This window comes from Alphaproteobacteria bacterium (assembly GCA_016699305.1).
GTDB lineage: Bacteria > Pseudomonadota > Alphaproteobacteria.
The window spans coordinates 1,181,638-1,203,408 of record CP064970.1 but is presented as its reverse complement, the minus strand read 5'-3'; the positions used below and the strand labels follow the sequence as shown (position 1 = coordinate 1,203,408).

Annotated in this window: 20 protein-coding genes, 1 tRNA gene and 1 other RNA gene; 10 read left to right on the top strand and 12 right to left on the bottom strand. The window is 57.4% G+C overall.

Annotated elements, in window-relative coordinates; genetic code table 11:
- Positions 1-123: 123 nt before the first annotated feature.
- Positions 124-3,882 (bottom strand): vitamin B12-dependent ribonucleotide reductase, encoded by a 3,759-nt coding sequence (locus IPI58_05645; GenBank protein ID QQR68340.1) that lies wholly within the window; start codon positions 3,880-3,882, stop codon positions 124-126.
- Between the two features lie 1,576 nt (positions 3,883-5,458).
- On the opposite strand from IPI58_05645, the gene IPI58_05640 reads away from it, so the two are divergent.
- From IPI58_05640 to flaF, 3 genes are all read left to right on the top strand, one after another.
- Positions 5,459-6,277: a flagellin gene (locus tag IPI58_05640; protein QQR68339.1), complete on the top strand. Its 819-nt coding sequence runs from the start codon at positions 5,459-5,461 to the stop codon at positions 6,275-6,277.
- 140 nt (positions 6,278-6,417) lie between these two features.
- On the top strand, positions 6,418-6,849 hold the full coding sequence (locus IPI58_05635) for a hypothetical protein (GenBank protein ID QQR68338.1): 432 nt from the start codon (positions 6,418-6,420) through the stop codon (positions 6,847-6,849).
- Complete coding sequence (flaF, locus tag IPI58_05630) at positions 6,830-7,225, top strand: flagellar biosynthesis regulator FlaF (protein QQR68337.1); 396 nt, start codon at positions 6,830-6,832, stop codon at positions 7,223-7,225. The genes IPI58_05635 and flaF overlap by 20 nt, the downstream gene beginning before the upstream one ends.
- A 360-nt stretch (positions 7,226-7,585) precedes the next feature.
- Here the strand turns inward: flaF and IPI58_05625 are convergent, their stop codons facing one another.
- The 6 genes from IPI58_05625 to IPI58_05600 form a co-directional block, all read right to left on the bottom strand.
- The gene (locus IPI58_05625) at positions 7,586-7,954 is read right to left on the bottom strand and encodes a GNAT family N-acetyltransferase (protein ID QQR68336.1); all 369 of its coding nucleotides are present in this window, start codon (positions 7,952-7,954) and stop codon (positions 7,586-7,588) included.
- Positions 7,955-8,039: 85 nt separating this feature from the next.
- Positions 8,040-8,708 (bottom strand): histidine phosphatase family protein, encoded by a 669-nt coding sequence (locus tag IPI58_05620; GenBank protein ID QQR68335.1) that lies wholly within the window; start codon positions 8,706-8,708, stop codon positions 8,040-8,042.
- Between the two features lie 86 nt (positions 8,709-8,794).
- Entirely contained in the window at positions 8,795-9,676 is an 882-nt protein-coding gene (locus IPI58_05615; protein QQR68334.1) for a succinylglutamate desuccinylase/aspartoacylase family protein, read from the bottom strand.
- Positions 9,677-9,703: 27 nt separating this feature from the next.
- Positions 9,704-10,219, bottom strand: coding sequence for a GNAT family N-acetyltransferase (locus IPI58_05610; protein QQR68333.1), 516 nt, complete (start codon positions 10,217-10,219; stop codon positions 9,704-9,706).
- A 5-nt stretch (positions 10,220-10,224) separates the two neighbouring features.
- On the bottom strand, positions 10,225-11,130 hold the full coding sequence (locus IPI58_05605; GenBank protein ID QQR68332.1) for a UDP-2,3-diacylglucosamine diphosphatase: 906 nt from the start codon (positions 11,128-11,130) through the stop codon (positions 10,225-10,227).
- Positions 11,127-12,497, bottom strand: a complete 1,371-nt coding sequence (locus IPI58_05600; GenBank protein ID QQR68331.1) for a TldD/PmbA family protein — start codon at positions 12,495-12,497, stop codon at positions 11,127-11,129. Before IPI58_05600 ends, IPI58_05605 begins: the two co-directional genes overlap by 4 nt.
- 127 nt (positions 12,498-12,624) lie before the next feature.
- Here IPI58_05600 and lpxC point away from each other — a divergent pair, with 127 nt between their 5' ends.
- The 3 genes from lpxC to IPI58_05585 are packed head-to-tail and all read left to right on the top strand — an operon-like array spanning position 12,625 to position 14,634.
- Positions 12,625-13,605, top strand: coding sequence for a UDP-3-O-[3-hydroxymyristoyl] N-acetylglucosamine deacetylase (gene lpxC, locus IPI58_05595; protein ID QQR68330.1), 981 nt, complete (start codon positions 12,625-12,627; stop codon positions 13,603-13,605).
- Between the two features lie 10 nt (positions 13,606-13,615).
- Complete coding sequence (locus tag IPI58_05590; GenBank protein ID QQR68329.1) at positions 13,616-14,287, top strand: HAD family phosphatase; 672 nt, start codon at positions 13,616-13,618, stop codon at positions 14,285-14,287.
- A 14-nt stretch (positions 14,288-14,301) separates the two neighbouring features.
- Positions 14,302-14,634 (top strand): chorismate mutase, encoded by a 333-nt coding sequence (locus IPI58_05585; GenBank protein QQR68328.1) that lies wholly within the window; start codon positions 14,302-14,304, stop codon positions 14,632-14,634.
- Positions 14,635-14,663: 29 nt separating this feature from the next.
- On the opposite strand, the gene ssrA is transcribed toward IPI58_05585, so the two are convergent.
- Positions 14,664-15,000, bottom strand: a transfer-messenger RNA (tmRNA) gene (gene ssrA / locus IPI58_05580).
- Between the two features lie 86 nt (positions 15,001-15,086).
- Here ssrA and IPI58_05575 point away from each other — a divergent pair.
- Together IPI58_05575 and IPI58_05570 are read left to right on the top strand one after the other, a co-directional pair.
- Positions 15,087-15,548: a DNA starvation/stationary phase protection protein gene (locus IPI58_05575; GenBank protein QQR68327.1), complete on the top strand. Its 462-nt coding sequence runs from the start codon at positions 15,087-15,089 to the stop codon at positions 15,546-15,548.
- 257 nt (positions 15,549-15,805) lie between these two features.
- Positions 15,806-16,117, top strand: coding sequence for an antibiotic biosynthesis monooxygenase (locus IPI58_05570; protein QQR68326.1), 312 nt, complete (start codon positions 15,806-15,808; stop codon positions 16,115-16,117).
- Here the strand turns inward: IPI58_05570 and IPI58_05565 are convergent.
- The 3 genes from IPI58_05565 to IPI58_05555 all read right to left on the bottom strand — a co-directional run bounded on the left by IPI58_05565 (position 16,114) and on the right by IPI58_05555 (position 18,307).
- Positions 16,114-16,461, bottom strand: coding sequence for a GFA family protein (locus IPI58_05565; protein QQR68325.1), 348 nt, complete (start codon positions 16,459-16,461; stop codon positions 16,114-16,116). The two genes, IPI58_05570 and IPI58_05565, sit on opposite strands and share 4 nt — an antisense overlap.
- A 133-nt stretch (positions 16,462-16,594) precedes the next feature.
- Entirely contained in the window at positions 16,595-17,095 is a 501-nt protein-coding gene (locus tag IPI58_05560; protein QQR68324.1) for a hypothetical protein, read from the bottom strand.
- A 480-nt stretch (positions 17,096-17,575) separates the two neighbouring features.
- Positions 17,576-18,307, bottom strand: a complete 732-nt coding sequence (locus IPI58_05555; GenBank protein ID QQR68323.1) for a Bax inhibitor-1/YccA family protein — start codon at positions 18,305-18,307, stop codon at positions 17,576-17,578.
- Between the two features lie 361 nt (positions 18,308-18,668).
- On the opposite strand from IPI58_05555, the gene IPI58_05550 reads away from it, so the two are divergent.
- Positions 18,669-18,743 (top strand) — tRNA-Met (locus IPI58_05550).
- Between the two features lie 152 nt (positions 18,744-18,895).
- Here the strand turns inward: IPI58_05550 and IPI58_05545 are convergent.
- Entirely contained in the window at positions 18,896-20,071 is a 1,176-nt protein-coding gene (locus IPI58_05545) for an acetyl-CoA C-acetyltransferase (protein ID QQR68322.1), read from the bottom strand.
- A 106-nt stretch (positions 20,072-20,177) separates the two neighbouring features.
- On the opposite strand from IPI58_05545, the gene IPI58_05540 reads away from it, so the two are divergent.
- Positions 20,178-21,743 (top strand): hypothetical protein, encoded by a 1,566-nt coding sequence (locus tag IPI58_05540; GenBank protein QQR68321.1) that lies wholly within the window; start codon positions 20,178-20,180, stop codon positions 21,741-21,743.
- Positions 21,744-21,771: the final 28 nt, after the last annotated feature.

The following is a 21,771-nucleotide window of genomic DNA, read 5'->3' as shown; positions in this document are numbered from 1 at the left end:
AGACGGAAGAGATAGCGTCTGGAACGTTCCGTGTCAATTCACATATTTAAAGACAATATGCCTTACACGGCCAGCAAAACTCCGCGCGGCGACGCAAGCCTCCGCGCGGGTTAGAGGTCCCCTTTAGCTGCAGCCGGTGGTCGATCCACAGGTGGTGCATTTCAGGCAAGTGCCGTTACGGACTAGGGTCAGATGGCCGCATTCGGGGCAGGAATCGGCCTCGAAGCCCTTTAACCGCGCTTCCGTTCGACGATCGGCTTGAGTCAGAGGCTGTGCCTCTTCTTCCTCTTGAGGCACCAGTTTCAGCGCATTGGCACCATCGGTGGCGGCACGCGCCATGATAGCCATGGAGGAAACGCCCGTCGCCGCGACCGACGACATGCCACGTGCGGCCACAACCGACGGTGTTTGGGCTACCGCCGCATGACCGCGTGAGGCGGCAGGTTGCGCATTCAGCAAGGGAAGGCCGGCATCCGAGTCCAATTCAGGGTCATGGTCGCGGCCATGTGTTTCGCCGCCCGACAGGACACGCAGGCTTCCGCGCACATAGCCACGGCTGGCATGGCGCGGCAGTTCCTCGCGCGAGGCCGAGCCGATGGTGTCGGGCAACAGGTCCTGTTGCGAGACATGCGCCAAATCATGCCGCCCCAGATAAGAGATGGCCAATTCGCGGAAAATATAATCCAACACCGAGGTGGCCATGCGGATCACGTCATTGCCTTGCACCATGCCCGAAGGCTCGAAGCGGGTGAAGGTGAAGGCGTCCACATATTCTTCCAGCGGCACGCCATATTGCAGGCCGATCGAGACCGAGATGGCAAAGGAGTTCATCAGCGACCGGAAGGACGCGCCTTCCTTTTGCATGTCGATGAACATTTCGCCCAGATGGCCGTCTTCATACTCGCCCGTGCGCAGATAGACGGTGTGGCCGCCGATCTTGGCTTTTTGGGTATAGCCCTTGCGGCGATGCGGCATGCGTTGGCGCGCGATGCGCTCGACGATCCGCTCGACCACACGTTCGGTGACCACCGCCACGCGCTCTGGCGCGGGGGCGGTGGCCAGGGTCTCGGCCACGTCCTCGGCCTCCTCCTCATCATCTGCCAGCAATTGGGCGGCCAATGGCTGGCTTAGTTTCGAACCGTCCCGATACAGCGCGTTGGCTTTGACGCCCAAACGCCATGACAATTGATAGAGTCTCGCGCAATCCTCGACCGCCGAATTATTGGGCATGTTGACGGTCTTGGAGATGGCGCCCGAGATAAAGGGCTGCGCCGCCGCCAACATCCGCACATGGCTTTCGGGAGAGAGCGAGCGCGTCCCCGTGCGTCCGCACACGCTGGCGCAATCGAAGACCGACAAATGCTGGGCTTGCAAATGCGGCGCGCCCTCGACGGTCATCGCGCCACAACAGAAGGTGTTGGCCGCCTCGATCTCCGCCTTATTGAATCCCATATGGGCCAGCAGATCGAACCCCACGGCGTTCAATTTATCCTCGGGCACGCGCAAGGTCTTGACGCAAAACTCCTCGCCCAAGGTCCATTTGTTGAAGGCAAAGCGGATGTCAAAAGCCCCCGCCAAGGCAGATTCCAGCTTGGTCAGCGACGCATCGTCAAAGCCCTTGGCCCGCAAGGTGGCGTGGTTGACGCAAGGCGCGCCGCGCAAGGTGGCATGACCCGTGGCATGGCGGCTGATGGCCTCGACCTGCTCGGCGTCATAGCCAAGACGGGTCAAAGCCTCGGCCACGCAGCCATTGATGATCTTGAAATAACCGCCGCCTGCCAGCTTCTTGAACTTGACCAAGGCGAAGTCAGGCTCGATACCCGTGGTTTCGCAATCCATCACCAGGCCGATCGTGCCGGTAGGCGCGACCACGGTGGTTTGGGCGTTGCGATAGCCATAGGCATGGCCCAGTTCCAGCGCGCGATCCCACGCCGCGCGGGCGGCCGAGACCAAGCGCAGATCCGGGCATTCCTCCATCACCAACGGCACCGGCAAGGTGGCAAGCTTCTCATAACCTTCCGTCTCGCCATAGGCGGCGCGGCGATGATTGCGAATGACGCGCAGCATCGACTCGCGATTGGGCGCAAAGCCCGGGAACGCGCCAAGCTCTGCCGCCATCTCGGCCGAGGTGGCATAGGAAACGCCGGTCATGATGGCCGTCAACGCCCCGCTGATAGCGCGGCCTTGCACGCTGTCATACGGAATGCCCGAGGCCATCAACAAACCGCCCAGATTGGCATAGCCAAGCCCCAGGGTGCGGAACTCGTAAGACAGCTTGGCGATCTCACGCGAAGGGAACTGCGCCATCGCCACCGAGATTTCCAACACCATGGTCCACAAACGGCAGGCATGCGTATAGCTGGCCACGTCGATGCTGCCATCGGCCCGACGGAAGCGCATCAGATTCAGCGAAGCCAAATTGCAGGCCGTGTCGTCCAGGAACATGTATTCCGAACACGGATTCGAGGCGTTGATGCGTCCCGATTCCGGGCAGGTGTGCCAATCATTGATCGTGGTGTCGAACTGAATGCCCGGATCCGCGCAGGCCCAAGCCGCGCTGGTAATCTTTTCCCACAGATCGCGGGCCTTCAACGTCTTGATCGACTTACCATCCGTGCGGCGGATGAGATTCCAATCTTCGTCATTCTCCACGGCGCGCATAAAATCGTCCGAAACGCGCACGGAATTGTTGGAATTTTGGCCCGATACGGTCAAATAGGCTTCTGAATCCCAGTCGGTGGTGTAGGTACGCACATCAATCACGCGCGTCCCTTGCGCCGCCATCTGCAAGACGCGCTTGATGTAGGAATCCGGGATCATCGAACGCCGCGCGTCACGAATGGCCTTTTTCAAGACCATATTATGCGCGGGATCAAGACGCTGCGCATCCGCCACGCCTTCGACGGCGCAGGCGGCCACGATGGCTTCCAGATGCTTTTTCATCAGCTTGGAGCCGGCGACCAGGGCGGCCACCTTCTGCTCTTCCAGCGTTTTCCATTCGACAAAGGCTTCGATATCGGGATGGTCCACATCCACGATCACCATCTTGGCCGCGCGGCGCGTGGTGCCGCCCGATTTAATGGCCCCGGCCGCGCGATCGCCGATCTTCAAGAAACTCATCAGGCCGGAAGAACGTCCTCCGCCCGAAAGCTTTTCTCCATCGCCGCGCAGATTCGAAAAATTGCTGCCTGTGCCCGAACCGAATTTGAACAGACGCGCTTCCCGCACCCACAAATCCATGATGCCGCCTTCGCCGACCAAATCATCGGCGACGCTTTGGATAAAGCAGGCATGCGGCTGCGGACGTTCATAGGCGTTTTCGGAGAGGCGCACCTCATCCGTGCCCGGATCAACATAGTAATGCCCCTGGGGCGGACCTTCGATGCCATAGGCCCAATGCAAACCGGTATTGAACCATTGCGGACTATTGGGCGCACCCATCTGTTGGGTCAGCATATAGCGCATCTCGTCAAAGAAGGCGCGCGCATCGGATTCCGAGTCGAAATAGCGACCCTTCCAACCCCAATAGGTCCATGTCCCCGCCAGACGATCCATCACCTGCTTGGTGCTGGTCTCGCGCCCGAGGCGCTGCCCTTCGGGCAGACCGGCAAGCTTCTTGTCATCTGCCGTATGCCGCCACAGCCAACTGGGAACCGTGTTCTCTTCTACAGCTTTCAAAGCCACAGGAACGCCGGCTCTGCGGAAATATTTTTGCGCCAGGACGTCCACGGCCACCTGGCTCCAGCTTTGCGGAACCTCGATTCCCTTATGAGAGAACACCACCGACCCATCGGGGTTTCGGATCTCGCTGTCCACCTGATGAAAGGGAATATCAGCGTAGGGATCCTCATCGGGACGGGTAAAGAGGCGTTCAATCTTCATCGGGTGGAGACCCCCAATCGGCGGCAAGAGGGACGGAAAAAGAAGCGTCTTTCAATGGCTTGGCTTTGGCCTGCCCTCTAAAACGCTATATGATGTGGTTTTTTGGATTAGAACACACCATATATAGTATGGCAAGCATACAAAATGTGGAAGGACCGCCTATGCAACAAGAGCGATTCTCCTAGGCCCATACCCCCTGTCAAGGGGAAGAGCGAACTTTATCTTGTCCCTTTATCCCCATTCGCCGCCATGATCCACAGGTCCGGGGATCCCCAAAAATAATGCTGCGTTAAAGAAACTCTCTGACATAGGCACGGCAAGCAGTATGACAAAACTGTGCCACGAAAGGTTTGATATGCAAGGCGTCATTCAGGGGCAGCAAGGCGCAATACCTCGCTGCCCCATAAACTTTTGGCCGATCATTTCCCTTTCTTGGGGCCCGGCTTTATTGTTTCAATCACCGTTGTTCTCGGGTGAGCCTTTGCCTCTTTAACGGTGATAAACCGACCACTACTCGCGTTCCTTCCGATGGTCGAGTTACCGTTTCTTTTTCTTGCCATATTTTTTCTCCTGAGTGATTTGAGTAAATAGCCTCTGGAGGCAGGGCACCATGCCCCGCCTCCAGATCGCCGCGCCTATTCAGTCGACACAACGATTGGCCATGCCTTCAGGCCATAGGCCTTGGCATAAAGCCGCTCTCCAGTCTTCGGACATATCCGCCATGGACGGAATATGTACCTCTGGCCAGAAGGCAGCGGTGTTAATGGTGGCCTTTTCATGGGCTACCTTTCTGGGGCGAAGGCACCTGGACAAAATTGGCGAATCGTGGCACTAGATGTTTGTCTACACTCCACTGCCACTGCCAATTCCGTCTCAGGATATCCCGTCAGCAAGCCCCATCTGGCCCAACGGGAAATTCTTTTTAGTCGTTTAGCTTTCCTCCTTACTCAGTTGACTCAGACACCGCGCGGCGGACAAGACGGGCATTTCCAGCCGCGCCTCAAAGCAGCGTTACCTATGTAGGAAAATCCGGCGAGAGAGCACCAACGGCCCATCCGGGCTTCGGATATCGCTGCCCACTTGTTGAAAAAAATGTCGGATAGGGATATTCATCGGGATGGGTAAAGTGGCGTTCGATCTTCATCAGTGTTGGACCCCCAATCGGCGGCAAGAGGAATAGAGATAGAGCATCTTTCAAGAACGCGGCATCGGCCCGCCCCTAAAGACACTATATGATGTGGTTAATGAATTAGAACACACTATATATAGTATAGCAAGGCAGAAAAATGTGGAAAGACCGCGTGCGAAACAAGAGCGATTGTCCCAGGCCCACGCACCTTGTCAAGGGGAAGGACGGGCTTTATCTTGTCGGCTTATCCCCTTTCGTTCCCATCATCCACAGCCCCCCAAGAAAAAGAAATTCCAGGCACAAACTGTTGGTGGATAAGGCTTTGCCATCGAATCAAGAAAAAATTTCGTTGGCTTAAGCCATTGTTTACCTTTGCAGCGTAGTGTCGGGGTCACTGATACCCCTCTGCGGAAGGAGTCCGCGTCGCCTAGGAAAGGAGTTCATCCTATGGTTTCCAAAATATCACTGACATCTTCAGCGAGAGCGAATCTATCCTCGCTGCAAAACACGGCCGATCTGCTCGCCACGACCCAGTCTCGACTGGCGTCTGGTAAAAAGGTCAACTCGGCGCTTGACAACGCTACCGCCTTCTTTGCCAGCCAAGGCTTCTTGAACCGCGCTTCGGACTTGTCGCGCCTGAAAGACAGTATGGCGACGGCCCTGCAGACGGTGAAGGCGGCGACCAACGCCATTGACAGCATCACCGACCTCGTCAGCCAGATGCAAGGTTTGACGACATCGGCCCTGCAGACCACGGACACGGCTTTGCGCAGCAGTTACGCGACGCAGTTCGACAACTTGCGCAGCCAGATCGACTCGATGGTCGATGACGCGGTGTTCAACGGCACGAACTTGCTCAGCTCGACGGCGCAGAACCTCGTGGTGAACTTTAACGAGAGCAGCACCAGCACGCTGACCATCTCGAGCATCGACACCACGTCAACAGGTCTGAGCGTCGCCGGAGCCGTCGGTTCTTGGGCGGACGCTGCTGACATCACCACCTCGGCAACGGCCCTAAGCGCTGCGTTGAATACCTTGCGTTCGACAGCCTCGACGCTGGGTACCAACTCAACCCTGATCCAGACGCGCCAGACCTTCACCAATTCGCTGGTCAACACGCTGCAAACGGCGTCAGACAATCTGACCCTGGCAGACACCAACGAAGAAGGCGCGAACATGCAGGCCTTGCAGGCTCGCCAACAGCTCGGCGTGGTCAGCTTGAGTATCTCGGGTCAGCAGGCCCAGTCTATCCTGCGTTTGTTCTAATCATCCTTCGTCTGATGAAAAATGGGCGGGGTGGGCAACCACCCCGCCTTTCTTTTTGCCCTGACGTCATTTCTTCTGACACGAAACCAGACATGGCATGATCCTTGCATCCTTAACCAAGGTCGCGGGGAGCTAAACCTATGCCTTTGAAAATACGAGTCCGGCCGGAAGAAAAATTAGCCATCGGCAATACTGTGCTGAAGAATGTCGGCACGCGCCCGGCCGATCTTCTTGTTTTGTCCGATAGCCCGGTGTTGCGCGACAACTACTTGATGAATATTGATCGGCAAAATGACTCCGAGGCCTCTCATCTCTATTTCCTTTTACAGATTCTTTACCTGTTCAAGGCTAAAGGTCAACCATTGGACAAATTGGTGATGGAGACAGTGCGCTCCTTCGCCATGATCTTCCCGGAGCTTGATGGCACGGTGCGTCAAATGCTCCAACACCTGGAGGCGGGGGAATCCTTCAAGGCCCTGAGGCTGGGTCACCGGCTGATGGAAGAACAGATCAAACAGGACAAGAACATCTCACCCAAAGGAGCAGGACATCATGAGCAAGAAAGCCACTGAACGTTCGGGGACATCAGCCTATTCGCTCAGCCAGCAAAATGGCGAAAGCCCCCGTCAGACCGAAGCGCGCGCGTTGACCAACTGCGCCAACCGTCTGCGCAAGGCCCAAGAGGACAAGGGCAACTTCGATGAATATATCGACGCCATCCGGCATAATCAGCAGCTTTGGACCCTGTTCCAAAGCACGATCACCGAAACCACCAACCAGCTGCCGGTGGATCTGAAGATCACCTTGCTGAATCTAAGCAAGTTCGTGGACAAGGTCAGCCTGCGCGCCTCGGCCGAGTACAACCCCGATCTGCTGACCAGCCTGATCGAGATCAACCGTCAAATCGCCGCCGGTCTATCGACCAGCCCGGAAGAGGCACACGCCTAAGCCCAACTCGTATGTTTCTAGGGCTGGCCTACATAGTGTTCCTTACTATCTAGGCCAGCCCTTCCCATTTGGATCAATGGCGAAGTGGGCGTTATTTGGCAGCGAACTTGACCCAAGTTTATTCGTAACTCCCAAGCCCCCGAGTGAGTCCCCAAAGGCACGGTCTAGATAAAAGAGCAGCGTAGAGGCGGACGGAAACGCCGGACATCATCAAAACACATAGAGCGGCGACCTGCGCACATTGCGCAGCAACCGCCAGAAAACAGGGTTGGAATTATCCTGAGAACCCTCGCCAAACCCCAAGAAAACCTCACCCAAGCCCTATCGGCCTAAAATAACGGCGTGGGAGTTACAAAAATTTCAGAATATCCCTATAGACACCAAATGCTTGCGCATGACCACGCAGTTCATGCGAACGCCTTCGGACCAGACCAGTTCGGCCTGTTCCTGGATGGTCTGGAACCCGTGAGCGGCATAAAAGGAACGGGCATTGAGCAAGGATTGCGTGTCGATATCGTGAAAACCGCGCTCACGCGCCCGTTGTTGGGCGGCGGACAGCAACGCCGTTCCGATGCCCTGCTTGCCAAAGCCTTGGGCGACATAAAGGGCCAACAGCTCGTTATGCCATAATTCGGAAAAGCCGATCACGCGCCCCTTCGCCTCGGCCACCCATATCTCGTGCCACTCCGATCCCAGGCTGGAACGCGCCGCGCCCTGGAAAGTCGCCACCGTCATATCGGTGACGGCGGGCGCCCAAGCGTCCAGAATTTCGGTCGCATAGGTCGATCCGGCGCCAGCGGGACCCTACAAGATATCACGACACTGCAGGACCAGTTACGGATAACCGAGGCATAATGTCCTGCGATCTTGCAGGACTCGGCTTGCGAGGGTTATCGACGTTGATATTCATAATTCCAAGGTATGGGACATGATCATCCGCAGATAAACATGAACTGACGCTAATACCCAGCACATCGCTAAGATATAATTTCATATAGTTCATTAAGAATCCATGCGTGACACAGAATACATTTCTCTGTGCGTTTTCTTTAAAAAAGTCCTGAAGACGAGCAAGAACAGAACTTCTGGGCTCGGCATTGTGATTTTCTGATTCAACCGCTTGGTATAAATTTTGCCGCAAATTCTCCAATGGCCTTTCCACATAATCGCCACACCATGCACTTGGCAAGAACATGATCTCGTTCAATCGACTATCTTGCGCTACGGCTTCATTAATTCCAGCCCACTTCATGATAATTTCACAGCTTTGCCTTGTCCTGCGCGATTCCGAACAGATAAATCTATCACAATTCTCTATCAATGGGCGCATTGCAGGTTGCTGTTTTAGACCATACCATACAAAATCTGAGTCCACATCAGGGTCAACGCTGCGCAATCCCAAAGAATCAAGATCAAACAAGGTTAAAGATTCATAGTTATCATATGGAGGAAGCATTTTCCCATGACGCATGAATATAATCATGACACATATTTCCTTTCGTATAAACAGGATCCACAAATAACAGGCTGGAAAGATCCCTATACAATATTATGCACCGAATGATCAAATCAGCCTGTGGGCGATATTTTACAATTCCTTCCCGTATAAAACCACTCTTCTCCAATGGGGCAGTCGGGCCTAGGAAACAAAATAAGGCCATCTTCTTCGGCCTGAACGGTCCCACCATCGCCGTAACGGGCAATCTGCTGACCTTTCTGAATGGGTTGTCCGTGCGTGAATTCACTTTCAAAGCCGTCATGCTCGGATCGCCTTAAATAGACCCTTCGTATCTCGATCATTGCTTGTGCGTCTGGATAGTCAATACCCCCTTTGACGATTCCAGAATGGACAAGCATTCGGTCCATGATGTTTCGCGCGACGACAACCGACTGGGTGTCGGCATGCTGGCCACATTCAACGCCCATTCCTATCTTGCCTTGGCTGTGCATGAAAGCGGAACTGTGGCTTGTTTGCCCCATATTCATCTGGGGAAACGAACGCGCATAGGCACTTTCCCAACCTTGAACGACATGAGCCAGTCCCATCGCGCGGATCATGTCTTCTTCCTGCTTTGAGAAGAAATCGAAATGCAGGGCGAATGGCCAGCCTGCCATATGGTTTGAATGAAAATCGACCAGTATGTCGCAAGAAGAAAGCATATCCGTTAATTCGTTGGCGATATGGGATTCATAGGACTTTGGATGAGAGGATTTCAGGAATACGCGATTGAGATTCTCGTCCACAAAACGCCTATTCATGCGGCACGCTTCGGGATTGGCCACGGGAATAAGAAGAAGGGATCCGCGCGCCAGTTTGACTGCGCCGTTCTCTATATCGGTCATCAGCTGGTGGATAGCTTGCGTGCCGCAAATTTCGTTGCCGTGCACAGCCCCCATAAACGCAAGTTTAGGGCCTTCATGGCCGGTTTCATAGGACTGCGCTTGAATCATGATCGTCCAGCCAATACGAGTTAGTATCTATCCGCCAGCCCCGCCCAGATGCTTGCGCATGACCACGCAGGTCATGCGAACGCCTTCGGACCAAACCAGTTCGGCCTGTTCCTGAATGACATGGAAGCCGTGGCCGGCATAGAAAGGCCGGGCATTGAGCGAGGATTGCGTATCGATATCGTGGAACCCGCGCTCACGCGCCCGGTGCTCGGCGGCGGACAGCAAGGCGGTTCCGATGCCCTGTTTGCCGAATCCTTGGGCGACATACAGGGCCAGCAATTCGTTATGCCATAATTCGGAAAAGCCGATCACTCGACCGGAGGCCTCGGCCACCCAAATCTCGTGCCACTCCGATCCCAGGCTGGAACGCGCCGCGCCTTCGAAATTGGCCACCGTCTCGTCGGTCACGGACGGCGCCCAGGCATCAAGGATTTCGGTCGCATAGGCCGCTGCGGCACCATCGGCCCCATGAACGGATTCGTGCAGACATTGCAAGATGGCGCGTGAGTCGGCCAAGCGTGCCGGGCGCAAGCTGTAGGTCATGGCCGTCAGGCCCCGTTCTGTTCGGGCGGCGGTGCCTTGCGCCAGCGGCGGCGGCGCGGTGGCTTGGCCACAAGCCCCTCGCGCTTGGCCATCTCGTCGCCCCAGCGCAATATCTCTAACCGGCCATCGGCATGTTCGACCAGCGCCGTGCAGGATTCGACCCAATCGCCGTCGTTACAGTACAAGATATCCGGCCCGCCTGGCGCGCCCATCTGCTTCATCTCGGCAAAATGGATATGGCCGCATACGATGCCGTCGGCCCCTGAACGCCGCGCCTCTAAGACCAAGAACTTTTTGTAGGCCGTGATAAGTTGCACGGCGTTTTTGACTTTGCGCTTCAGATAGGCCGACAACGACCAATAGGAAAAGCCCATCCGCCGCCGCGCCTTGTTAAACACGCCGTTGATCGACAAGATCAGCGTATAGAGAATATCTCCCAAATGTCCCAGCCATTTGCTGTAGCCCATCACGGCGTCGAATTGGTCGCCATGAATAACCAGTAGGCGTTTGCCGTCCATGGTTTCGTGGGTCAGGCTGTCGATCACCAACACGCCGCCAAAGCGTAGATTCAGATAATCGCGGGCGGCCTCGTCATGATTGCCGGGCAGATAGAAGACTCGGGTGCCATCTTGCACGCGGCGCAAGATGGCATGCATGACCTCGTTATGCGTGGCGGGCCAATACCAACGGCGCTTCAATCGCCAGCCATCGACGATATCGCCCACCAAATACAGATATTCCGAGCGCGTATGCGCCAGGAAATCCAAAAGCATCTCGGCCTGGCAACCGCGCGTGCCCAGATGGATATCGGAAATCCATATCGTGCGATAGACGCGCACATCCTGAGGCAGCACAACGGGAGAGATCGTCGAGGATGGATCAAGAGGCGGCAAAGGGGGCGGTTGCGTCATGAGGCGGCGTTCCCGGCAATTGTTAGGGTGCCGATATGCAAAGTCGGCGAGTCGATACCATAGCGCAAATCCAGATCGCTTGCCGCTTGCATGACGCGAAACACGTCGCGCAGATGCCCGGCGATGGTCAGGCCCTCGACCGGATAAGCGGCCACGCCGTTCTCGATCCACAAACCGCTGCATCCTTGGCTGAAATGGCCGCTGACCAGATCGACGCCCGAACCCAGGAAATCCGTGACATACAGGCCCTGTTTGATATCCGCCATCATATCGGTGGGCGAGGCCACGCCCGGCTTGATGAACAGATTGGAAGCTGCCGGATGCGGCAACCCTCCCGCCGCGCGTGCCGCGTGCCCCGTGGGCGATAGGCCCAATTGGCGGGCGCTGGCCAGGTCTAGCATCCAGCTTTTCAGCACCCCGGCCTCGATCAACGGCATGGCATGGGTGGCCAATCCTTCGGCATCAAAGGGACGCGAACGCATGCCCCGCGCCCGATGCGGATCGTCGAGAATGGTGATGGAGGGCGCAAAGACGGGCTGTCCCATCGCCTCGCGCAGGAAACTGACCTCTCGTGCAACGGCTGAACCGTTGATCGCCGAAGCCAGATGTCCCAACAAGCTGCGCCCAACGCGCGGGTCCAGCATCACCGGCAATTGCGCATTGGCCACGGCACGCGCGCCCAGGCGGCGCATGGCGCGGCCTCCGGCACGCGCGCCGGTAATCTCGGGACGTTCCAAATCACGGCCATAGACGGCCTGGGCATAGGCGTAATCGCGCTGCATCGCGCCGCCGATACCGGCCACCGCCGACACGCGCAATTGGTGCATCGAGCGTCGCACCTCGCCCACAAAGCCGTTGCTGGAGACGATGCGCCGAACGCCATGCGACCACGAAGCCTGCGCCTTGTCACACTGAGTGACGCCGCGCACCGCCATCGCCGCCGTTTCGGCCTGCCGCGCCCTTTGGGTCAAGACGTCCACATTCACCGGCACAGAATCGAACATATCCAAATCCGGTCGATGGGTGCCCACCAATTGTTCCGGATCGGCCAAACCGCAATGCGGGTTTTCGGGCGCGACACGCGCCATGTCCAGCGCCCGCCCGACCAGTGCCGGCACGCTGTCGGCATCCAGATGGGACGCCGTGACCATCGCTTGGCGGCGACCGATGAAGACGCGCAGGCCGATATCCAGACCATCGGCCTGTTCCAGATTCTCGCGCACGCCGCCCCGGCAGGACACGTCCAGGGAAACGCCATGATCCAAAACGACCTCGGCCTCGTCCGCCCCTTGGCGACGGGCAAGGGCCACCAGATCGTGCAGACGATCGAAAGCGGGAATCGCGGCGGAGGAAGAGGATGCAGACATGTTCCTAGTACCTATAGCGTCTGACGCCTTGTAACAAGAGGTAACAAAAGATGATTCCCATCCTTTTGTCCCTCGACCTATTCTGAAAGTCTCGAGAATCCGATTCGTCACCTTGCAAGGCCCGCGCGTGATCTTTCCCGATTTCTTCAAAAAACGGCAACTGGCCGCCTCCGGTTCGCATCCACAACAAACCATGGCGCATGAAGTGGCCTGCAGCGGCATCGGATTGCATGGCGGCACGGTGGTGGGTCTGCGCCTATGTCCGGCCCCCGCCGATCATGGCATCCGCTTTTTACGCACCGATTTGCGTCGCGGGGATCGTATCGTTCCGGCCTTGTGGGACAAGGTGACGCGCACCGAATTATGCACCGTGCTGGCCAATGAGGAAGGCGCGGGCGTGGCCACGGTCGAACATCTGATGGCGGCTTTGTCCGGCTGCGGCATCGACAACGCCTTGATCGAATTGGACGCGGGCGAAGTGCCGATCATGGACGGCAGCGCCGCGCCTTTTGTGGAACTGATCGCCCAAGGCGGCCGCCGCGCCCAGGCCGCCGCTCGAAAGAGCCTGGAAATTTTGGCTCCCATTGACGTCGAGGATCAACACGGCGCGCGCGCCACGTTACTGCCCGCAGACGCGCCGCGTTTCGAGGTCCATGTGGCCTATGGCGCGGCCATCGCCCCGCAAAGCCATACGCTGAATTTGGAAGACAACGCCGCTTTTTGCGAAGCCGTCGCCCCGGCCCGCACCTTTGGTTTTTTCGAACAGCTCGAAGCCATGCGCGGTCGCGGCCTGGCCCTTGGGGCCTCGCTGAACAACGCCATCGCCATCGGTCCGCAAGGCGCGATCATGAATCCCGAAGGGCTGCGCTATCCCAATGAATTCGCCCGCCACAAATTGCTCGACGCCGTGGGTGATCTGGCGCTTGCGGGTGTGCCGATCCGTGGCCTGTATCGCGGCGAACGCGCGGGCCATGCCCTGAACAACCGCTTGCTGCGCGCCCTGTTCGCCCAACCCGCCGCTTGGCGCATCCCGCAAGATGAGGCCGCATCCAGCGCCGTGCCATCCGCATTTCCCCACCGTTATGCGGCTTCCATCGTTTTGGCCTGAAAGATTTCTTATGACGGAACTTGTTATTTTCGATTGCGACGGCACGTTGGTGGATAGTGAGATTTTTTGGGCGCGCCATGAACGCGACTTGATCCATGAATACGGGCTGAATATCAGCCTGGCCGACATGCAGCGCTTAGCCTCTGGCAAGCATTTCAAAGACTGGCGTGCGGATACCGAGTCTCTCATCGGTGGACCTCTGCCCGATGATTTCGGCACCCGATGCATTGCGCGCGTGGTCCAGGCGCTGGAAGATGGCGTTGCGAACGTCCCTTTGTTGGAAGGCGCCGCAGAGATGCTGGCCGCGATCCGTCTACCGCGCTGCATCGCGTCGAACTCGCCGCGCGACTATCTGGCCAACATCCTGCGCGGTGCCGGATTGCTCGACATATTTGACCAAAAGCATATCTTCTCCGCGCATGACGTCGCGCATCCCAAGCCGGCCCCCGATGTCTTCTTGCATGCCTCTCGACAGATGGGCCACGCTCCCGCCGCATGCTTGGTCGTCGAAGACAGCGTGGCCGGGGTTCAAGCCGCCCGCGCGGCGGGGATGCAGGTCTGGGGCGTGACATGCGCCTATCCCGATATCCGCGATTCCCATGCCCAACGCCTACGCGCGGCGGGGGCGCATGTGGTCTTGAACCACTTGTCCGAGATTCCTGGCCGCTTAGAGCCCCTATAACCAAGGATATAGCCATGGCTGATCCATCCGATATTCCCCCTGAATTGGTGGAGTTACGTCAAAGCATCGATAATATTGATGCGGCCATCATCCATCTGCTGGCCGAGCGTTTTAAATGCACTCAGCGTGTGGGGGCATTAAAGGCTTGTAGGAACCTGCCACCGGCGGATCTGAACCGGGAAGCCCAACAATTCCAGCGCATCCAGCGACTGGCCCAAGAATCCGGGCTGGACCCCGAATTCGCCGCTCAATTCCTGAAATTCGTGATCGCGGAGGTCATTCGCCATCACAAGGCCGCCGGTTGCACGGATATCGGTCACATGGATACGCCGCCGTCCCGGTCATAAAAAAACCGCCAGATGCGGCGGGGATAGAAAGTGGGGGGCTTCTGTTGCCCGGTGCCCCCCGAACCGCGAGTTACGCTTACCACTTACTACCTTCATTCGAAGGGTTAGGCGGCCATGCGGACCTCGTGCTCAACGTTGTCGTTGGCATTTGTGAGTATGGCCCGATGCGGTGGTACCATGCCGAGCAAAAGCGTCTGTCTTTATCACGCACGTCGAGCCTGAATCGCCCCCCTAAGACTGAGATTTGGTGGAGGCGCCGGGTACTGCCCCCGGGTCCGTAGCGTCTATTTCACAGTGCGTTTATCGCCATAGCCGCCCGAGAGCGGCGAGGCCATTCTATCACATGGCGCACGCGAATGCCAGGGAAGCCGCAAAGGGGCTTGGAACACCGCATATGGGCCCTATATCAATTTTCATCTTTCCTTATCCATGCCCCTCCAGGAGACCAAAACATGTCCCATCCGCACCACAATGCCCGATCCGAAGTCGCCACCAAACTGGGCGGTGTTTTGGCTTCGACCTATACGCTGTATTTGAAGACCCAGAACTGTCATTGGAATGTGCGCGGGCCGCGCTTTTACTTTCTGCATGAAATGTTCGGCGCGCAATATCAGGAACTGCAAGCCGCCATTGACGAGATCGCCGAACGTATGCGCGCTCTGGGCCAATTGGCACCGGGCAGCTTCGCCGAATTCACCAAGCTTTCGACGATAGAGGACGCCCCCACGACGGCTTTGGACGAAAGCGGCATGATCGCCCTATTGGCCAAAGGCCACCGCGCCATGGCGGCCTTGGCGTCCGAGCTGCGCGTTCTGGCCGACGAGCACGGCGACACCGCCACCGGCGACCTGATGAATGGCCGCATCCACGCCCATGACAAAGCCGCCTGGATGCTGGAATCGCACGAGAAGTAAGGGGCCGCTTCCCTCTTCCACAAGGGGAAACATGCGTGCCGTAGGTTGCCAGCTAAGGTCGGGCCGTGCCGATAGACTGCGGGATCGGCGAATCTTGCGTTTGAGTTGTCATGATCTTTCGAACGTATCAAGCCCCGACCAAAGCGGCCAGAATCATCATAGCCTATTATAAAATATGATATTTTTTATCTGTTAAGCATCCCTGGCTATGATCTTTCCTGTGTTGGCAAACAATCGAGCCAGGCAGAGTAACGCGCATGCATGGATTCATCGCTAAATTTCAAGCCGCGCCAGACAAGCGTGACGTGCTGATCGAGATCATGAAGCAAAGCAATCATGATCTGCCCGGCTGCATCAGCTTTGTCATCGCGCTGGATATTGTGGAGCCGGATATGATCTGGGTCTGCGAAGTTTGGGACAAACAGGAAAGCCATTTGGCCTCGCTGGAATTACCGCATGTGCAAGAGGCCATCCTCCGTGCCACGCCGCTGGTCTTGAACATGACCAAGATCGCCAGCACCTTGCCCTGCTTTGCCGGCCCCAAAGGCGCGATCGTGCCCCAAGGCTAAAGGCTCTTCCCGTCAAAAGGCGTCACGGGGAACGCGCTGATATCCACATCGTCCAAACAACGGACATTGACAGCCACCATCACCGCGCCATCCGGCCCCGCGCCTTTGCCGAACGCCCCCACGCCGCAGGTTTTGCAAAAAAGGTGATGAATGCTCCGTTCGCCAAACTGATAATCGCTCAAAGCCGCATCGCCGCTATGCAAAGCAAACTGCGCCTCGGGCACGAAGATCAGCAAATACCCTCTCTTCGAGCAAATCGAGCAATTGCACGCCATGACATCCTTAATCTCCGCCTCCACCGCAAAGCGCACCTGGCCGCAATGGCAACTGCCTGTGTAGTTCATGTCGTGTCCTTTCTTGATTTGGCTTCGTCCGGCAGTATAAACGATATCGTAGGCTGGAATATGTCAAATATTCTACTTTTGATTGAAGTCGCAAGCGAATAAAGGCATCTTCGAGGGTATATTGAAAGACAGCTCATTCTATTGCTTGTGTTATTACGCGTACCGTATCGAATGGAAGCATTTCTGTCGTGTCCAACACAAGGTCCCAAAATTTTTGTTTTGGATAGCCTTCCGCATGCATGTCATACCCACGCTCTTTATCACTTTCTTTCAAGGGTCGCGCTAAGCGATTTTTTCCAAGACTCGCAAGGTCAGGGTTTAGAAAAACACAATAAATCCTCGCTTTGTCGGTAATGTTGCTTTTGACATAATCGTAACCGCTTTGTAGCAGGGGCCATGCAACAGCGACATTCCGATTAAGGGCGACCTTTTGATTGATAACAACGACAATCTTTTCAAGTTGTTTCGTCCACTGATCGCGTAGAGAAAAATCTTTAAAAGCTTCTTCTTCAGACTCAGAGAAAACAAAATCACCATCAATAAATTCAGTATGAGGAATAGCGCCGGCCAAACCAGCTGCTATCGTCGATTTCCCCGCATTTGGCACTCCTCCAACAAAAACAACAAGACTCATGGCCTAATTCTCTCCAAAGTGACGTGATGAATATAATCGCGCACCTGGGATTCCTGCATCACGATTTCCGAGGCATGCCTCCATTCGAATCTCATCATTCATCCTCCACGATCATCGCTTCAAAGCGTTTTGCGGGATTCTGAGACTTGGCGGCGGCAGGCGTGATCGTGCCCCAGGGCTAAAGGCTCTTCCCGTCATAAGGCGTCACGGGGAACGCGCTGATATGCCCTTGTCCCTAGAGAACCCGAAAGAAAGAGTACGGGCATGGTGATCGTGGACGTTGTCCAGAAAGTGGCGGCGGAACCATGGCACACCGTCGAATCCACCACGCCCCAACCTGTCAACAAGCTTTCCTCGCCAATTCAGCGAAACCGAGCATATATCTGGAGTTCGCATGGCCCAGTTGCCTTAACAGAAAACGGCGTCCGCTTTGATAGCGGACGCCGTTGTGTTTGTGACCCAGCAAGTGCCAGCCTAGGCTTATTCCCGGTTACCCATCAAGCTCAGCAGCATTTGGAATAGATTGATGAAGTTCAGATAGAGGCTCAAAGCGCCCATCACGGCCAGCTTCTGGTTGGCTTCCGCCCCCCAGGATTCGGCGTAAGACTCTTTGATTTGCTGCGAGTCCCAGGCGGTCAGTCCCGTGAAGATCAGCACGCCCGCGATCGAGACGATGAATTGCAGCATGCTGGACCCTAGGAAGATATTCACTACCGAGGCGATGATGATGCCGATCAGTCCCATAAACAGGAACGAGCCGAAGCCTGTCAGGTCCCGCTTGGTCGTGTAGCCCCACAAGGACGCACCTGCAAAGGTCGCGCCGGTGATAAAGAACACCCGCGCGATGCTGTCGGCTGTGAAGACGGCGAAGATATTGGCCATCGACAGGCCCATGATCGCGCAAAAGGCCCAGAACAGCGTTTGCAACCGCGCGGCCGATACGCTGTTCGCCTTAAAGCTCATGAAGAACACAAAGCCCAGCGGAGCCAGCATGGCCAGGATGCCCAGAAGCGTCGGTTTGCCCGCCTCGGCAAAGAACACGCCGTATAAAGCAGGCGTGGACGCGACCAGCATGGCGATAAGTCCGGTGACGCCCAGGCCGACCGCCATGTAATTGTACACGCGCAGCATATGGCGGCGCAGACCTTCGTCAAACGTGACCTGCGTGCCCGCGGTTTGCGCGGCTGAACGACCAAAGGGGGACTCAGTCATGTTTTTCGACCTCCAAGTTGAACCATGAGCGACCTATCGGTAAAGTATGGGGCATTTTCCACCATTTTCAACTGGAATCGCTTTTCCTCCCCCATGGTTCTTAAAGGGTAAGGAAAAACGAAGGCTTGGGCGCAGGCATGGCTTCCGGTTGTTCAAGAAGCCGAGGATCCGTATCTATATGAGAACAAAGGCCGCATGTTCAAACGGAGATGCCGAAAAAGCAAAGCCATATCGTTGTAACTGGACACATACGTCAATTTAAAAGCTTGGCCACCGCGTCCATGCCTACGTGATGTAGCAAGATAATGCGAGAAGCCCTTGGCACGGTCCCCCGATCTGGATATTCTGCACCCCCATGGGTGGCAGCGTAGCTCAGCGGTAGAGCAGGGGAATCATAATCCCTTGGTCGGGGGTTCAAATCCCTCCGCTGCTACCAATTTGACATGCTCACTAAGAATCCATCCGAGATGAAGTCGAGTCCGCACAGCCCCCCCTAGAGAGGCAATAAGGAGCGGAAGATGAAGTGACGTCATACGGAAGAATAGATCTTGGCATATTGCAAGAACGATCGCCCCGTATGCGCGTCGTTTACCCGCGTTCGACGCATAGGGCGATGCCCATGCCGCCGCCGATGCACAAGGTGGCTAGCCCTTTTTTGACGTCGCGGCGGGTCATTTCATGCAGCAAGGTCACCAAGACGCGTGCGCCCGATGCGCCGATGGGATGGCCCAAGGCGATGGCGCCGCCATTCACGTTCACCTTCGCCATGTCCCAACCCATATCCTTATTGACGGCGCAGGCCTGGGCCGCGAAGGCCTCGTTGGCCTCGATTAAGTCCAGATCGGTGGCCTTCCAGCCCGCTTTTTCCAAAGCCTTGCGACTGGCGGGAATGGGGCCGCTGCCCATGATGGCCGGGTCTACCCCGGCAATGGCCGCCGAGGCCAGACGCGCCAGAGGCGTCAAGCCCCGACGTTGCGCCTCGTCCGCCGCCATCACCACCAAGGCCGCCGCGCCGTCATTGATGCCCGATGCGTTGCCCGCCGTCACCGTGCCGTCCTTGCTAAAGGCTGGCTTCAGTTTTTGCAGCATGTCGAGCGTCGCGCCCAGGCGAATGAATTCGTCCGCATCGAAAACCACGTCGCCCTTGCGGGTCTTGATGGTCACCGGCACGATCTCGGCCTTAAAGCGGCCTTCCTTTTGCGCGGCTTCGGCCTTGTTTTGCGAGGCCAGGGCCAATTCGTCTTGCGCCTCGCGCGTGATGCCCCATTGCTTGGCGACGTTCTCGGCCGTGACGCCCATATGGTAGTTGTTGAAGATGTCGGTCAGGCCGTCATAGATCATCGTGTCGCGCAATTCGCCCGATCCCATGCGTACGCCGTTGCGTAGATGGATGACATGCGGCGATTGGCTCATGCTTTCCTGTCCGCCCGCCATCACGACGCGGGCATCGCCCGCCTTGATCGCCTGGGCCGCCAGCATCACCGTGCGCAAGCCCGAACCGCAGACATGGTTGATCGTCATGGCCGTCTTTTCGGCGGGAATCCCGGCGCGAATGGCGGCTTGGCGCGCGGGGTTTTGGCCGCATCCGGCGGTCAGCACTTGACCGAAGATCACATCGTCCACATCGGCGGGGGACAGCTTGGCGCGGGTCAGCGCCTCGCGCATCACCACATCGCCCAGTTCATGCGCGGCCAAGGGAGCCAGCGTGCCGTTGAAGGTGCCGATGGCCGTGCGGGCGGCCGAGACGATGACAACATCGGTCATGGTATTTCCCTTCGCTCTTGCTAGAGTAGATGCCTGAAGGTTCCAGGCTTAGCCTGGAGGACATTAACAACAGCTTAACCCATGCCTTGCCAGGACAACAAAGCCCATGACCGCTGAATTGCCTACGGGCACGGATATGGCCCAGAAGCTGCAAGATCGGTTGCGCCGCATCGCGCACGGAAACGGCCTAGAGCCGGATCAAATTCTTGTGTTGGATGTCAAGGACATGCCTTGCCGCGTGCGGGGCGAATTGAGCTTGGCGCTGCGTATAGAAGCCGCGCCGGACGACCGAAAAAGCAAAAATCTGGCTTCCGCCGAACATTTCCGCAATCGAGCCGAGATGGATGCGGCCCTTGCCGCCCATACCGCCCAGTGGCGTGTCGGCACGCGCTGGCAACCCGCCGCGCAAACGGCCCTGCGCGCCTTGCCGGGGCATGGCTGGGGCATGGGCTTTGGCACGCAAAAAGCCACCCTGCCGCTGGACGAGGCCGCCGCCTGGTTCGAAGCCGACGAGGTTTGTCCGCGCTGTGGCGGCCAAGGCGGACAAACATGCCCCGTTTGCCAAGGTCGCCGCTATGTGCTGTGTACCGACTGCCATGGCCAAAAAGAGGAACAATGCACCTGGTGCCACGGCACGCGCCACGCCAACGGCAATCCGCAAGAACCCTGTCCGCACTGCCAGGGCAAGGGCCGAGAGCCTTGCCGTCTGTGCAAGGCGACCGGGCAAATCCTGTGTCGCGCCTGTCAGGGCAAGGGCCGCACATCGTGCGATCTGTGCAAAGGCCATGGCACGCACAGGCTGCGCGTGGGCGTTCGCGTTTTCGTCGAGGTCGGATTCCGCTTTGTCAGTGAACTCAGCGAGGGCGTCGAGCTGCCGCGCCGCGTGAAGCAAGCCCTACAGCGCTTTGGCCCCGAGACTCTGGCGCGACAAAACCACGCCGTGATCGAGGCGGGCGAGATCGAGGATCGCGGCGGTGGCATGGCCGTCTTGCCCTTCATCGCCCGACTGCCCTTTGCGCAACTGAATCTGCGCCTGGCCAAGCGCGAGGTCACGGCCTATGCCTTTGGTCTGCATGCCGTGCCGTTGGACATTCCCTCTTTCCTGGACGAGGCTATCAAGCCCGCGCAAGAGAAACTGGCCGCCGCCGCGCGCGGCCAGGCATCCATCGAAAGCGCCTTGTCGGCACGGGTGATGCATGACGCCTTGCGGATCAGCCTGTGCGGCGGCACGGCGACGACCTTACGCCGCCCCTATGCGCCCGCCTTATCTTTGCCCGTCGCGCAAGAGATTATGGACGGAATGAAAGCGGCTCTGCGCCGCATGACACAGCGCGTCCAGCTTTTAGCCGCCGTGACGGCTTGGCTGGCGACGGGGTTGATCGGCATCGGCTGGTTTACCATGGAGGCGCGTTCGGCCCTGGACTGGCCCGGATTTGTGCGCTTGCTGGTCGATCTGGTGCTGCTGGGGGTGTTAGAGGGCGGGGCCGTCTTGGCCCTGGCCAAAGTGACCACTTGGCGGCTGTATAAGGCTTTGCCCGGCTTGAAACTGCCCCGTCGGATCCGTGCGCCGCGCGGGTGGCTGGATTATGCGCTGCCGCTGGGCGTGGCCTTGATCTATCTTTTATGCCTGCTGGCCGCGCCGCCATCTTGGCTAACGCTTGGACTGAGGTAAACTGAGAGTGATTCTGCGTCTTGCCTCT

Bases quoted from the DNA above. Each gene is read 5' to 3' on its own strand.
- IPI58_05620 (QQR68335.1), bottom strand. From the start codon at position 8,708: ATGATTATATTCATGCGTCATGGGAAAATGCTTCCTCCATATGATAAC.
- IPI58_05610 (QQR68333.1), bottom strand. From the start codon at position 10,219: ATGACCTACAGCTTGCGCCCGGCACGCTTGGCCGACTCACGCGCCATC.
- IPI58_05640 (QQR68339.1), top strand. From the start codon at position 5,459: ATGGTTTCCAAAATATCACTGACATCTTCAGCGAGAGCGAATCTATCC.
- IPI58_05590 (QQR68329.1), top strand. From the start codon at position 13,616: ATGACGGAACTTGTTATTTTCGATTGCGACGGCACGTTGGTGGATAGT.
- IPI58_05560 (QQR68324.1), bottom strand. From the start codon at position 17,095: ATGAGTCTTGTTGTTTTTGTTGGAGGAGTGCCAAATGCGGGGAAATCG.
- IPI58_05570 (QQR68326.1), top strand. From the start codon at position 15,806: ATGCATGGATTCATCGCTAAATTTCAAGCCGCGCCAGACAAGCGTGAC.
- IPI58_05645 (QQR68340.1), bottom strand. From the start codon at position 3,882: ATGAAGATTGAACGCCTCTTTACCCGTCCCGATGAGGATCCCTACGCT.
- IPI58_05615 (QQR68334.1), bottom strand. From the start codon at position 9,676: ATGATTCAAGCGCAGTCCTATGAAACCGGCCATGAAGGCCCTAAACTT.
- IPI58_05555 (QQR68323.1), bottom strand. From the start codon at position 18,307: ATGACTGAGTCCCCCTTTGGTCGTTCAGCCGCGCAAACCGCGGGCACG.
- IPI58_05565 (QQR68325.1), bottom strand. From the start codon at position 16,461: ATGAACTACACAGGCAGTTGCCATTGCGGCCAGGTGCGCTTTGCGGTG.
- flaF (QQR68337.1), top strand. From the start codon at position 6,830: ATGAGCAAGAAAGCCACTGAACGTTCGGGGACATCAGCCTATTCGCTC.
- IPI58_05585 (QQR68328.1), top strand. From the start codon at position 14,302: ATGGCTGATCCATCCGATATTCCCCCTGAATTGGTGGAGTTACGTCAA.
- IPI58_05600 (QQR68331.1), bottom strand. From the start codon at position 12,497: ATGTCTGCATCCTCTTCCTCCGCCGCGATTCCCGCTTTCGATCGTCTG.
- IPI58_05540 (QQR68321.1), top strand. From the start codon at position 20,178: ATGACCGCTGAATTGCCTACGGGCACGGATATGGCCCAGAAGCTGCAA.
- IPI58_05575 (QQR68327.1), top strand. From the start codon at position 15,087: ATGTCCCATCCGCACCACAATGCCCGATCCGAAGTCGCCACCAAACTG.
- IPI58_05635 (QQR68338.1), top strand. From the start codon at position 6,418: ATGCCTTTGAAAATACGAGTCCGGCCGGAAGAAAAATTAGCCATCGGC.
- IPI58_05605 (QQR68332.1), bottom strand. From the start codon at position 11,130: ATGACGCAACCGCCCCCTTTGCCGCCTCTTGATCCATCCTCGACGATC.
- IPI58_05545 (QQR68322.1), bottom strand. From the start codon at position 20,071: ATGACCGATGTTGTCATCGTCTCGGCCGCCCGCACGGCCATCGGCACC.